This is a genomic window from Streptomyces sp. NPDC090798 (genome assembly GCF_044768965.1).
Classification (GTDB): Bacteria; Actinomycetota; Actinomycetes; order Streptomycetales; family Streptomycetaceae; genus Streptomyces.
In genome coordinates this window covers 61,846-74,705 of record NZ_JBIVXA010000016.1, presented here as the reverse complement: position 1 = coordinate 74,705, position 12,860 = coordinate 61,846, and the positions used below count along the sequence as shown (strand labels likewise).

At 69.9% G+C, this 12,860-nt stretch carries 10 protein-coding genes; 5 read left to right on the top strand and 5 right to left on the bottom strand.

All coding sequences use genetic code 11. The features are described from left to right. Nucleotides 1-15 precede the first annotated feature (15 nt). Together ACIQTP_RS30635 and ACIQTP_RS30630 are read right to left on the bottom strand one after the other, a co-directional pair. On the bottom strand, nt 16-1,632 hold the full coding sequence (locus tag ACIQTP_RS30635) for an ABC transporter permease (protein ID WP_403405767.1): 1,617 nt from the start codon (nt 1,630-1,632) through the stop codon (nt 16-18). Then, on the bottom strand, nt 1,629-2,594 hold the full coding sequence (locus ACIQTP_RS30630) for an ATP-binding cassette domain-containing protein (protein WP_403405765.1): 966 nt from the start codon (nt 2,592-2,594) through the stop codon (nt 1,629-1,631). Before ACIQTP_RS30630 ends, ACIQTP_RS30635 begins: the two co-directional genes overlap by 4 nt. Nucleotides 2,595-2,668: 74 nt before the next feature. On the opposite strand from ACIQTP_RS30630, the gene ACIQTP_RS30625 reads away from it, so the two are divergent. Further along, nucleotides 2,669-3,190, top strand: coding sequence for a GbsR/MarR family transcriptional regulator (locus ACIQTP_RS30625; protein WP_403405764.1), 522 nt, complete (start codon nt 2,669-2,671; stop codon nt 3,188-3,190). Between the two features lie 40 nt (nt 3,191-3,230). Here the strand turns inward: ACIQTP_RS30625 and ACIQTP_RS30620 are convergent, their stop codons facing one another. Continuing rightward, nucleotides 3,231-4,751 carry an APC family permease gene (locus tag ACIQTP_RS30620; protein ID WP_403405761.1) on the bottom strand — a complete coding sequence of 507 codons (1,521 nt, stop codon included), beginning with the start codon at nt 4,749-4,751 and terminating at the stop codon, nt 3,231-3,233. Between the two features lie 216 nt (nt 4,752-4,967). On the opposite strand from ACIQTP_RS30620, the gene ACIQTP_RS30615 reads away from it, so the two are divergent. Beyond that, nucleotides 4,968-6,362 carry an ethanolamine ammonia-lyase subunit EutB gene (locus tag ACIQTP_RS30615; RefSeq protein WP_403405758.1) on the top strand — a complete coding sequence of 465 codons (1,395 nt, stop codon included), beginning with the start codon at nt 4,968-4,970 and terminating at the stop codon, nt 6,360-6,362. 14 nt (nt 6,363-6,376) lie between these two features. Then, nucleotides 6,377-7,213 (top strand): ethanolamine ammonia-lyase subunit EutC, encoded by an 837-nt coding sequence (gene eutC / locus ACIQTP_RS30610; RefSeq protein WP_403405756.1) that lies wholly within the window; start codon nt 6,377-6,379, stop codon nt 7,211-7,213. A gap of 170 nt (nt 7,214-7,383) precedes the next feature. Here eutC and ACIQTP_RS30605 read toward each other — a convergent pair whose 3' ends face one another. Next, nucleotides 7,384-8,352: a diacylglycerol kinase gene (locus ACIQTP_RS30605; protein WP_403405753.1), complete on the bottom strand. Its 969-nt coding sequence runs from the start codon at nt 8,350-8,352 to the stop codon at nt 7,384-7,386. A 191-nt stretch (nt 8,353-8,543) separates the two neighbouring features. Here ACIQTP_RS30605 and ACIQTP_RS30600 point away from each other — a divergent pair, with 191 nt between their 5' ends. Next, on the top strand, nt 8,544-9,827 hold the full coding sequence (locus ACIQTP_RS30600) for an adenylosuccinate synthase (RefSeq protein ID WP_403405750.1): 1,284 nt from the start codon (nt 8,544-8,546) through the stop codon (nt 9,825-9,827). Nucleotides 9,828-10,276: 449 nt separating this feature from the next. Further along, nucleotides 10,277-12,094 carry a bifunctional metallophosphatase/5'-nucleotidase gene (locus ACIQTP_RS30595; protein WP_403405747.1) on the top strand — a complete coding sequence of 606 codons (1,818 nt, stop codon included), beginning with the start codon at nt 10,277-10,279 and terminating at the stop codon, nt 12,092-12,094. Between the two features lie 92 nt (nt 12,095-12,186). Here ACIQTP_RS30595 and ACIQTP_RS30590 read toward each other — a convergent pair whose 3' ends face one another. Then, nucleotides 12,187-12,837, bottom strand: a complete 651-nt coding sequence (locus tag ACIQTP_RS30590) for a hypothetical protein (protein ID WP_382159485.1) — start codon at nt 12,835-12,837, stop codon at nt 12,187-12,189. Nucleotides 12,838-12,860: the final 23 nt, after the last annotated feature.

Here is a 12,860-nt window from a genome sequence, read left to right as displayed (position 1 = left end):
CGCCTGCGTCCGCCGTCAGGTGCTCATGTCCCGCCGCCGCAACGCCGCCAGCCCCGTGACGGTCAGGGCCAGAGCGATCGCCGTCAGGATCAGTACCGGGGTCCACGTCATTTCCCCGCCCGGCAGCTTGGGGAGGTGGCCGAAGGGGGAGAGGTCCATGGCGGCCTGGGGGACGTTCAGGGCGGGGCCGATCCAGCCCAGCAGGAGGGCCACCCCGGCCGCGCCCCAGGCGCCGGGGGCCAGCCGGGGCGAGACCCCGTGGAGAAGGACCGCAAGCCCGCCCAGCGTCCAGACCGCCGCGACCTGGACGAGGCAGGCGCCGAGCACGGGCCCGAGCTCATGGCCGTACCCGAGTCCGAGTCCGAGGCCGCCCAGCGACAGGATGAGCGCCGCGCCACCGAAGGCGACGACCAGGTGGCCGCAGGCCCACCGCAGCCGCCCCACCGCGTTCGCCAGCACCGGTTCGGCCCGCTGGGAGGTCTCCTCACCGTGCAGGCGCAGCACCGAAGAGACGACATACAGCGCGGCCACCATCCCGAGCATGCCGACCATCGCCGCGAGGAACGCGTCCGTGATCCCGGACTGCCCGCCCATCCGCTCGATGATCTGCCGGGTCTTGTCGTTGCTCCCGACCAGATCGGTGGCCCCCTTCGTGATCCCGCCGAACGCGGCCCCCGCGGCGAGGAACCCGAGGCTCCACCCCAGCACGGCCCCCCGCTGCAGCCGCCAGGCCAGCGCCCCGGCCGATCCGAGCCGCCCCTGCGCGGGCCCCGGCCGGGTCGGCAGGAAACTCATCCCGACATCGCGCCGCCCGGCGAGCTCGTACGCGACCGCGCCCTGGATCACCACGGCCGCGACGAACAGCGGCAGCACCCACCACCGTTCCTGCGCGAAGGGCCGTTCGTTCTCCAGCCATCCCAGCGGCGACACCCAGGTCAGCACGGACGAACCGTCGTTCGTCGACGAGTCGCCCGCCGCCCGCAGCACGAACGCCGCGCCGAGCAGCCCGCCCGTCAGCCCCCTGGCGAGCCGCGCGCTCTCGGTGAGCTGGGCGACGATCGCCGCCATGGTGGCGAAGACCATGCCGACGCCCCCGACGCCGAGCCCGAGGGCAAGCGCCCCGCCGCCGCCCTGGCCTGCCAGCCCGCCCGCGATGAGCAGCGCGAGCACGCCGTTGGCGACAAGGGCGGCCAGCAGCGCCGCCGTCAGCGGGGCCCGGCGCCCCACCATCGCCGACGAGAGGAGTTCCTGGCGCCCGCTCTCCTCCTCCTCGCGGGTGTGCCGCACGACAACGAGCAGGCTCATGATCCCGGCGAACAGACCGGCGTAGCCGCCGATGCGCCAGGCGGTGAGTCCGCCGAGCGAGTCGTCGAACACCGGCCCGTACGTGGCGCGCAGGGAGGTGTTGGTGAGCATCTGGCGGGCGAGGTAGGCGCGTTCGGCGGCGGTGCCGTAGACGGACTTCAGGGAGTTCGGCATGGACAGCACCAGCAGGCCGATCACGCCGACCCACAGCGGCATCATCAGCCGGTCGCGGCGCAGGGAGAACCTCAACAGCGTGCCGGTCCCGGCGAGTTGGCGGGAACTCCGGAGCCGTGTGCCGCCCCGTACGGCGGTGGTCGCGGCGGTCATCGCGCCATCGCCCCGTCGCCGTTCACCCGGACGTCGTCCTGGACGTCGTCCTGGTAGTGCCGCAGGAACAGTTCCTCCAGGGTCGGCGGCGTCGAGGTCAGCGACCGTACGCCCGAGTCGGTGAGCGAGCGCAGTACGGCGTCGATCTTGTCGGTCTCGACCTGGAGCCTGACCCGGTGGCCCTGGATGTCCAGGTCGTGCACGCCGGGCAGGTGTGCCAGTCCGTTGGGCGGTCCCGCGAGTTCGGCGGTCACGCTGGTACGGGTCAGATGGCGCAGGTCGGCGAGGGTGCCGCTCTCGACGGTGCGGCCCTTGCGGATGATGCTGACGCGGTCGCACAGCTCCTCCACCTCGCTGAGGATGTGCGAGGAGAGCAGGACGGTCCGGCCGCGGTCGCGTTCCTCCTCGACGCACCGCTGGAAGACCTCCTCCATCAGCGGGTCGAGACCCGACGTGGGCTCGTCGAGGATCAGCAGGTCGACGTCCGAGGCGAAGGCGGCGACGAGGGCGACCTTCTGCCGGTTGCCCTTGGAATAGGTGCGTCCCTTCTTGGTGGGGTCGAGTTCGAAGCGTTCGATCAGTTCCGCCCGGCGCGCCCGGTCGAGCCCCCCGCGCAGCCGCCCGTACAGGTCGATGACCTCGCCGCCGGAGAGGTTGCGCCACAGGGTGACGTCACCGGGTACGTAGGCGACCCGGCGGTGCAGTTCCACCGCGTCCGCCCAGGGGTCTTGGCCCAGCACCTGTGCCGCGCCAGCGTCGCCGCGCAGCAGGCCCAGCAGGACCCGGATGGTGGTGGACTTCCCGGCGCCGTTGGGACCGAGGAAGCCGTGCACCTCACCGGCCTCGACGTCCAGGTCGAGACCGTCCAGCGCGTGTGTCGCGCCGAACGACTTGTGCAGCCCGGAGACGGTGATCGCCTTCGTCGTGGCCTTCGTCATTCCCTTGGCCCTGCCCTTCGTCATGCTTCAGAACGTACGCTTCTTTCAGAAATTTGTGAAGTTAACGAATTGTATGAACCATCGGTTACAATCGAGGGATGGCAGAGCCGGAGGCAGGGGGACCGGAGGCGGTGGGAGCCGTGGGTCGGGACGCGGAGGCGGTCTCGCGGTTCGTCGAGCACTTCGCGGCGCAACTCGTGGAGGCAGGGATGCCCCGGATGCCGTCCCGGGTCTTCGGGGCGCTGCTCGCCTCGGACACCGGTGCTCTGACCTCGGTCGAACTGGGCGAGCAACTGCGGATCAGCCCCGCGGCGGTCTCCGGCGCGGTGCGCTATCTGGCGCAGGTGCACATGGTGTCGCGCGAGCGGGAACCCGGTTCGCGCCGGGAGCGGTACCGCGTGCACAGCGACCAGTGGTACGAGGCGCTCACCAGTCGTGAGGCGATCATCAAGCGCTGGGAGGACGCGCTGCGCGAAGGCGTCGCCAGCCTGGGCGCGGACACCCCGGCGGGCGGCCGGCTCGCGGAGACCCTTGCCTTCTTCGAGTTCATGGAGGGCGAGCTGGAGTCGATGATGGACCGCTGGCGGGTCCACCGGGAGCGGCACTTCGGCGAGGGCTGAGAGCCCTCGCCGAAGAAGTGTTTCCCACCGCTTCTTGGTTCTACCGCTCCTTGGTCTCCTCCAGGACCGTCCGCCCGAGCAGGGCGTACCGCTCCGGTGCGCGGCGCTTGAGATACGTCGCGTACGCCACGCCGCCCACCGCGATCAGGGCGACGATCCAGGGGGTCGCCTTCAGCACGAGGGAGCCGGACTCCGTACCGGCCGCGGCGCCCATGTTGGACACCAGCAGGACGACCACGCCGAGCATCGCGAGACCGCCGATGAGCGGGGCGGTGAAGGTCCTGAACCAGTGCTTGCTCTCGGGGTGGTTCTTGCGGAAGTACGCCAGCACCGCGAAGGAGCAGACCGCCTGCACCACCAGGATGGCCATCGTGCCGAGGATGGCGAGCAGGACGTACGTACCGGTGTACGGGTCCTTGCCGGCGAGCCAGAACGCGGCGATGAGGACGGCGCTGACGACCGTCTGGACGAGGCCCGCGATGTGAGGGGAGCCGTGCCGGGGGTGGGTGCGGCCGACCGTGCGCTGGAGCGAGGGGAGGACGCCCTCGCGGCCCAGCGCGTACATGTAACGGGCGGCGCAGTTGTGGAAGGCCATGCCGCAGGCCAGCGAGCCGGTGATCATCAGCCACTGCATCACGTCGACGGCCCAGTGACCGACGTAGTGCTCGGTGGGGTTGAAGAACAGGGCGAGCGGGTTCGTGGAGGAGGCGGCCGTGACGGCCTCGCTCTCGCCGTTGCCGATGATGGCCATCCAGGAGACGAAGACGTAGAAGACGCCGACGCCCAGGACGGAGATCATCGTCGCTTTGGGGATGATCTTCTTGGGGTCGCGGGACTCCTCGCCGTACATCGCCGTCGACTCGAAGCCGACCCACGACCAGAAGGCGAAGAAGAGGCCGAGGCCCGCCGAGGTCCCCTTGAAGGCGTTGACCGGGTTGACCGGGCCGAAGGTGAAGCCGTGCGGGCCGCCGCCGTGCAGGGCGACGGAGATCGCCATGGCGGCCAGGATCGTCACCTCGGTGGCCAGCAGTACGACGAGCAGCTTCTCGGCGACGGACACCCCGAACCACGTGCCCGTCGCGTTGACGGCGAGCATCAGGACCGCGAACGCCCACCAGGGCACGTCAAGTCCCGTCTGGTCCTTGAGGGTTCCGGTGGCGAAGGTCGAGAAGATACCGATCAGGGCCGGCTCGAAGACGACGTACGCGAAGGTCGCGAGGAGTCCCGAGGCGAGTCCCGCGGTGCGGCCGAGGCCGTAGGAGATGAAGCCGTAGAAGGCTCCGGTGGAGGTGATGTGCTTCGCCATCGAGGTGAAGCCGACCGCAAAGATGGCCAGGACGACCATTGCGACGAGGTAGCTCGCCGGGGCGCCGATGCCGTTGCCGGCGGAGACCATGAAGGGCACGTTGCCCGTCATGGCGGTGATCGGGGCGGCGGTGGCGACGGCCATGAAGACCACGCCCAGCAGCCCGATCGCGTTCGGCTTGAGCCGGTGAACTGTGCCTCCGGGGGCCTCCGGTGCGCCCGCCGCCTCAGGGACCACGCCCTCTTGCACTGCCATCGAGTGGCCCCTTCCCATGGTCGTCCGCCGTCCGCACCCTGGGTGCGGCGGAGTGGATTACGACCGGAATGCTGCACGAGAAATGAGTCCTGTCACGGGGCGGGGCGTTAAATGTGCGTCAACTAGACCTTTAGGAGTCCGGGTGGAGCGAACGTCCTTGTTAACTCTCCGCCGGATCGTGGACCGCGCCCGACGCCCCTCCGTACGGTCCCTGGCATGAGCACCTACTCCGCCACCCTCGGCGGCCGGACGCATTCCTTCGCCGGTCTTGCGCAGCTGCTCGCCGCCGCGAGCCCCGAACGTTCCGGCGACCGCCTCGCCGGGCTCGCCGCCGACTCCGCGCAGGCGCGCGTCGCCGCGCGGTGGGCGCTGGCCGAGGTCCCCCTCGCGCGGTTCCTCGCCGAGCCGGTGATCCCGTACGAGACCGACGACGTGACCCGCCTCATCATGGACAGCCACGACGCGGCGGCCTTCGCCCCCGTCTCGGGCCTCACGGTGGGAGAGTTCCGCGAATGGCTGCTGTCGGACGCGGCGGACGCGCCGACACTCGCCGCACTCGCCCCCGGCCTGACCCCGGAGATGGTCGCCGCGGTGTCGAAACTGATGGGCAACGCGGACCTGGTGGCAGTTGCCCGCAGGGTTCAGGTCGTCACCGCGTTCCGCTCCACGATCGGGCTCCCGGGCCGCCTGGCCACCCGCCTCCAGCCCAACCACCCCACCGACGACCCCGCGGGCGTGGCGGCGGCCCTGCTGGACGGCCTGCTCCTCGGCTCCGGCGACGCGGTGATCGGCATCAACCCGGCCACGGACAGCCCCAAGGCGGTACGGGACCTGCTGGACCTCCTGGACGGGGTGATCGACCGCTACTCCATCCCCACCCAGTCCTGCGTCCTGTGCCACGTCACCACCAGCATCGACCTGATGGAACGCGGCGCCCCGGTGGACCTCGTCTTCCAGTCCATCGCCGGTACACAGGCCGCGAACGCCTCGTTCGGGGTCACGCTGGGGCTTCTGGACGAGGCGTACGAGGCGGCGCGCTCGCTGGGCAGGGGCACGGTCGGCTCCAACGCCCTGTACTTCGAGACGGGGCAGGGCAGCGCGCTCTCCGCCGACGCGCACCACGGGGTGGACCAGCAGACGGTGGAGGCGCGGGCGTACGCGGTCGCCCGCCGCTATGACCCGCTGCTCGTGAACACGGTGGTCGGCTTCATCGGCCCGGAGTACCTCTACGACGGCCGCCAGATCCTCCGCGCTGCCCTGGAGGACCACTTCTGCGGCAAACTGCTCGGCCTGCCCATGGGCCTCGACATCTGCTACACCAACCACGCCGACGCCGATGACGACGACATCGCCACGATGCTCACCATGCTCGGTGTCGCCGGCGCCTCCTTCGTGATCTGCACTCCCGGAGGCGACGACATCATGCTCAACTACCAATCGGCCTCGTACCACGACGCGTTGTACCTGCGCGAGGTGCTCGGGCTGCGCCCGGCACCGGAGTTCGAGACGTGGCTGGAGCGGATCGGTCTGCTGGACGACGGCGGCGGGATACGGGACGTGGCGGGTACGGGCCATCCACTGACGGCGATCGGACGGGGGCTGGCGGCATGACGGAACGTCAATTCATGTCTCTGACGGGCGACTTGGAAAGCAACCCGACCGCCCCGACCGCCGGGGCCACTTCGGCTGTCCCGGCCGCCTCGACCGCTCCGTTCGCGGACCGGGAGTCGGACACCGCCCTCTGGACCTCCCTGCGCCGGCACACCCAGGCCCGGATCGGGCTCGGACGGGCCGGCTCGGCGTTGCCCACGCGGCACCGGCTCGAACTGCAGGCCGCGCACGCCGCCGCGCGGGACGCGGTGCACTCGCCGTTCGACCCGGACGTGGTGGCGTCCGCGCTGACGGGTGCGGCGACGATACGGGTGCGCAGCGCCGCCCCCGACCGGCTCACCTATCTCCAGCGCCCCGACCTCGGACGCAGGCTCCACGACGTGGACCGGGCGCACCTGCCCCGCGACGGCTGGGACGTGGTGTTCGTCGTCGCCGACGGGCTGTCCAGCCGGGCGGTGCACGAGCACGCGGCGGCCGTCGTGCGCGCGACGGCACAGCGGCTGCCCTCCGACTGGCGCGTCGCTCCCGTCGTGCTCGCCGAGCAGGCGCGGGTGGCTCTCGGCGACGACATCGCGCACGCGCTGGGGGCCGGGATGGCCGTCGTCCTCATCGGGGAGCGGCCCGGGATGTCCGCCGCGGACTCGCTCGGCGCGTATCTCACGTACGACCCGCGCCCGGGTCACACCACCGACGCCGACCGCAACTGCCTCTCCAACATCCGCCCGCCCCTCGGCCTGTCCCACACCGCCGCGGCGACGAAGCTGGCGACACTGATGCGCAGAGCACGCGACCTCGGCCGCACCGGCGTATCCCTGAAGGACGAGTCCACTTCCGCACTGCCCCGGCCATAGCGTGCCGGACGCGCTGAAGAGGCGGGGCGAAGCCCCCGCCTGAGGGGCGCGGGGAACTGCGCGACCAGCCCCCACCCACCGGCAGTCGACCATCACACCCCGGGGTCGAAGGGGCAGAGCCCGTGGGACGGGACGGGTAGGGGCGGCGGGGGCGGGAAACCCCTGGGGGCTCAGCTCGGCAGCGTAAGCCCCCACCCCCCTTCCCGAACCGTCCACGTCCGCGTCCGCACAGGCCCGGACACCACAGAATCCGCCCGGTACCGAAAGTCCGCCCCGGACACGGTCACCCGCCGCCCCACCACCCGCAACGGCGAAGCCTCCGCCCCCACAGAAACCGGCCGAACCTCCACCTCCGCACCCCCGGCAACGCCAGGCGTCACGGACACCGCCTCCACCGGCTGGTCCAGATCGACCAGGATGACCCCGTCGACCTCGACCCGCAGCCGCGAAGGCCCGGGCCCCGGCACGGACGCCACGCGCGCGGGCCGCGCCGCGAGCGTACGGACCAGCGACTGGCAGGTCCGCAGCCACGCATGCCCCCCGAGCCCGGAAGCACCACCCCCGAAGCCCCCGAAGCCCCCAGATCCTCCAGAGCCCCCGAAGCCCCCAGATCCTCCAGAGCGCCCGAAACCGCCGACTCCACCGACACCCCCCACGTCGGCCTCGTCGACCTCCTCGGCACCCCTCATCCCCCCACCCGCCCCCACCGGCGGAATCCGCAACGCCCCCAACACCACCCCGTCACTCTCGTCGACCAGCAGATCGAGCCGCCGCTCGACCCCGTCGAGCACGGCCCGGGCCGCCGCGACGGCACCGACAGGCACCCCGAGCGCCCGCGCCAGCGACAGCACGCCCCCCACCGGCACCAACGACACCCCACATCCGGCCAGTTCCCGCTGTCGGTGCAAAAGGGACACAGCGCGCAACAGGGCGCGGTCGTCGCCCACCACGACCGGCCGCCGGGAACCCCTGCGGGCCAGCGCCCGGGCAAATTCCTCGGGCCCTTCCGGAAGGCATACTTTCGTCGTCGCACCCGCGCTGAGCACGTCTTTTGCGATCCGTACAGACTCGCCGTCCGTCCAACGGGCGACCGGGTCGATGACCACAAGGAGCTGGTCGGAAGCCGCCACCTCGGTCATGCCTCGCTTCCTCGGGTAGCATCTTTGTGCAAGAGCCCCTTGCGCTATTGCGCCAGGGGCTTCGTCTATTCCGGGGCATCCGGTCCGACGGTCGCGGCCAAAGGAGGTCGCCGGCGTACGCAGCCGTATCGAAAACCAGCCGCGTACGTCCCCGACCTTGGACATGCCCCGCCCGGAAGGGGTGTACGCCTGTGCCCGCACTTGTGCTGCTCGGTGCTCAGTGGGGTGACGAAGGCAAGGGAAAGGCCACCGACCTGCTCGGTGGATCCGTGGACTATGTGGTGCGCTACCAGGGCGGCAACAACGCCGGCCACACGGTAGTCGTGGGCGATCAGAAGTACGCCCTCCACCTCCTCCCTTCCGGAATCCTCACGCCGGAGTGCACTCCGGTGATCGGAAACGGAGTCGTCGTCGACCCGTCGGTCCTGTTCTCCGAGCTGAACGGACTGAACGAGCGCGGCGTCGACACCTCCAAGCTCCTGATCAGCGGAAACGCTCACATCATCACGCCGTACAACGTCACCGTCGACAAGGTGACGGAACGCTTCCTCGGGAAGCGGAAGATCGGCACGACCGGGCGTGGCATCGGGCCCACCTACGCGGACAAGATCAACCGCGTCGGCATCCGTATCCAGGACCTCTACGACGAGTCGATCCTGACCCAGAAGGTCGAGGCGGCCCTCGAGGTCAAGAACCAGTTGCTGACCAAGCTCTACAACCGCCGTGCCATCGAGGCCGGGCAGGTCGTCGAGGAGCTGCTGGGCTACGCGGACCGGCTCAAGCCGTACGTCGCTGACACGGTCCTGATCCTGAACCAGGCGCTGGAGCAGGACAAGGTCGTGCTCTTCGAGGGCGGCCAGGGCACGCTCCTCGACATCGACCACGGCACGTACCCCTTCGTGACGTCGTCGAACCCGACGGCCGGCGGTGCCTGCACCGGTTCGGGTGTCGGCCCGACGAAGATCAGCCGGGTCATCGGCATCCTCAAGGCGTACACGACCCGTGTCGGCTCGGGCCCGTTCCCGACCGAGCTCTTGGACGAGGACGGCGAAGCGCTGCGCCGCATCGGTGGCGAGCGCGGTGTCACCACCGGTCGTGACCGCCGCTGCGGTTGGTTCGACGCGGTCATCGCCCGCTACGCGACCCGTGTCAACGGCCTGACCGACTTCTTCCTCACCAAGCTGGACGTCCTGACCGGCTGGGAGGAGATCCCGGTCTGCGCGGCGTACGAGATCGACGGCAAGCGCGTCGAGGAACTCCCGTACTCCCAGACCGACTTCCACCACGCGAAGCCGATCTACGAGAACCTCCCGGGCTGGTCCGAGGACATCACCAAGGCGAAGTCCTTCTCCGACCTCCCGAAGAACGCCCAGGCGTACGTCAAGGCGCTGGAGGACATGTCCGGCGCCCAGATCTCCGCGATCGGCGTCGGCCCGGGCCGCGACGAGACGATCGAGATCAACTCCTTCATCTGATCCGTTCGGACCGTTCAGATGGTTCGGACCGTTCGGACCGTTCAGATCGTTCGGCGAAGGCGGGCGTTCCGTCGCCCTGATGCAGTGAGAGGCCGTCGTCCCCAACCGGGGGCGGCGGCCTCCGCGTTCACCGTGGGATGTGCCGCACTCGCCGTGGGGCTCGGCTCCGCGCCGTCCTCCCGCCAACGGCCTCATGAACTGAAGGCGCCGTCATGGCACGGAGTGACCGTCCGGCAGGGCAAGCTGACCGTTAATTGACCTGGACATGGTCTGTTCCTGGTTCCCGACCGGCCGGGACCCGACGACGATCTACGCGTGTAGTGCACTGGGTGCGTGTGGCGCACGTGACGCACCTGGCACACCTAGCGCACATGCAGTGCCCGAAGTCCCCGCACGACTCGCGCAGTTGCTCCCGTCAGCCAAGTCCCAGCCAGTCCCAGGAGACACGTATGCCCGTCAATCCCATGAACCGCCGGGAGTTCGTGAAGAAGTCGGCCGTCACCGGGGCGGCCGTCACGGTCGCGGGGGCCGTCGCCGCGACCCCGGCCCAGGCCGCGGATCACAAGCCCGAAAAGGCGCCCCGTACCTGGTCCTTCTCCATCCTGGGCACCACCGACCTGCACAGCCACGTCTTCGACTGGGACTACTACACGGACGCGGCGTACAAGGACAGCAAGGGCAACTCCGTGGGCGTCGCCCGCGTCGCCACCCTCATCAAGCAGCAGCGCGCCGCCAAGGGCGAGAAGCATGTCCTGCTCGTCGACGCCGGTGACATCATCCAGGGCACCTCGCTGGCGTACTACTACGCCCGCGTCGACCCGATCGTCGCCGCCAAGGGCAAGCGCGCCCCCGTGCACCCCATGGCCGTCGCCATGAACCACATGCGCTACGACGCCGCCGCCCTCGGCAACCACGAGTTCAACTACGGCATCGAGACCCTGCGCAAGTTCGAGCAGCAGTGTCACTTCCCGCTGCTCGGCGCCAACGCGCTGGACGCCAAGACGCTGCGCCCGGCCTTCCAGCCGTACACCGTGAAGCGCATCCGCGTCCCCGGCGCCCCGGACATCAAGGTCGGCATCCTCGGCCTCACCAACCCGGGCATCGCCCTGTGGGACAAGGACAACGTCTCCGGGAAGATGGCGTTCACCGGGCTCGTCGAGCAGGCGAAGAAGTACGTCCCGCGGATGCGCGCACTCGGCTGCGACGTCGTGTTCCTCACCGACCACTCGGGCCTGGACGGCAGTTCGTCGTACGGCAGTGAGCTGCCGTACATCGAGAACGCCTCGAACCTCGTCGCCCAGCAGGTACCCGGCATCGACGCGATCCTCGTCGGTCACACGCACGTCGAGGTCTCGTCGTACACGGTGAAGAACGAGGAGACCGGCAAGGACGTCGTCCTCTCCGAGCCGTACTGCTGGGGCATGCGCCTGACCGTCTTCGACTTCGAGCTCGAACTCCACCACGGCCAGTGGAAGGTGACGAGCACCAAGGCGCAGACCCTCAACAGCAACACGGTCGAGGAGGACCCGGAGATCACCAGGCTCCTCAAGGCCGACCACGACCTGGTCGTGAAGTACGTCAACACTCCGGTGGGCACCTGCACCGCGGACCTCTCCGCGGCCGAGGCCTGCTGGAAGGACGTCCCGGTGATGGACTTCATCCACCAGGTCCAGATGGCGACGGTGGCCTCCGGCCTGTCCACCGCCGACGCCGCCCTGCCCCTGATCTCCGTCGCCGCGCCCTTCAGCCGCACCGCCGACATCCCGGCGGGCAACGTCACCATCCGCGACGTGGCCGGGCTCTACATCTACGACAACACCCTGTACGGCAAGAAGCTCACAGGCGCCCAGCTCAAGGACTACCTGGAGTACGCGGCGAAGTACTACCACCAGTTCGCGTCCGGTACGAAGGTGGACACGGCCACCCTCACCAACGCCAACAACTTCTGGGACTACATGTACGACACCGCCGCCGGGGTCGAGTACGACATCGACATCGCGCAGGCCGAGGGCTCCCGCATCAAGAACCTCACCTACAAGGGCGCGGCGGTCGCCGACGACCAGGTCTTCGTCGTCGCCGTCAACAACTACCGCGCCAACGGCGGCAGCGGCTACCCGCACATCGCGGCCGCCGACATCGCGTACAGCTCCACCAACGAGATCCGCCAGCTGATGATCGACTACGTCACGTCCAAGGGCACCCTCGACCCCGCCGACTTCGCGGTCACCAACTGGAAGCTGACACAGGACGGGACGCCGGTGTTCTGAGCCGCGGCCCGCTCATCTTCCGAGGCCGGGGCCGCCGACCGGATCACCCGGCCGGCGGTCCCGCCCCAGGCCTTGTCCGGCCGGGGTGCGCCTCAGCTGAAGATGATCATCGACCCTTGGGCGAGGCTGCGGGTCGCCGCCGCGTGCAGGCCGAGCCACACATGCCGCTCGCGCGCGAACGGGCTCGCGTCGTACGGGGCGGGCGCGGCCGGTTCCTCCAGCTCCGTGGGAGCCATGGGCGGCTGCGGGGCGGCCGGGGGGTTCGCCGGGTCGATACCGATCGACTGGGCCACGAACTCCAGCTCGCGCAGCAGCGTCTGGGAGGAGCCCAGGGGGCCGCCCCCGGCGAGGAGTTCGTCGTTGGCGAGCGGATGCGGGAAGTCGACCGGGACGTACGCGCCCGCGTGGTCGTAGTGCCACACCAGGTGCGACTGCTGGGCGTTCGTCTCGAACATCTCCAGCAACTGCTCGTAGTCACCGCCCAGTTCATCCACCGGGGTCACCGCGAGGCCGCACATCTGGAGCAGATACGCCCGGCGCAGGAAGTGCAGCGCGTCGTAGTCGAAACCGGCGACCGGGGCCACGTCGCCGGAGAGCCCCGGCATGTACGCGTACACCGGGACCGGCGGAAGTCCGGCCTCGCCCAGCGCTTTGTCGTACAGCGCCAGCTCCTCGGCGAAGGGATTGTCGGGGGTGTGGCACAACACGTCGACGAGCGGGACCAGCCACAGGTCACAGGCCAACAGACGGCTCCTCTAGCTCCTTG

Coding starts and splice junctions, on each gene's coding strand:
- ACIQTP_RS30635 (WP_403405767.1), bottom strand. CDS start 1,632: ATGACCGCCGCGACCACCGCCGTACGGGGCGGCACACGGCTCCGGAGT.
- ACIQTP_RS30630 (WP_403405765.1), bottom strand. CDS start 2,594: ATGACGAAGGGCAGGGCCAAGGGAATGACGAAGGCCACGACGAAGGCG.
- ACIQTP_RS30625 (WP_403405764.1), top strand. CDS start 2,669: ATGGCAGAGCCGGAGGCAGGGGGACCGGAGGCGGTGGGAGCCGTGGGT.
- ACIQTP_RS30620 (WP_403405761.1), bottom strand. CDS start 4,751: ATGGCAGTGCAAGAGGGCGTGGTCCCTGAGGCGGCGGGCGCACCGGAG.
- ACIQTP_RS30615 (WP_403405758.1), top strand. CDS start 4,968: ATGAGCACCTACTCCGCCACCCTCGGCGGCCGGACGCATTCCTTCGCC.
- eutC (WP_403405756.1), top strand. CDS start 6,377: ATGTCTCTGACGGGCGACTTGGAAAGCAACCCGACCGCCCCGACCGCC.
- ACIQTP_RS30605 (WP_403405753.1), bottom strand. CDS start 8,352: ATGACCGAGGTGGCGGCTTCCGACCAGCTCCTTGTGGTCATCGACCCG.
- ACIQTP_RS30595 (WP_403405747.1), top strand. CDS start 10,277: ATGCCCGTCAATCCCATGAACCGCCGGGAGTTCGTGAAGAAGTCGGCC.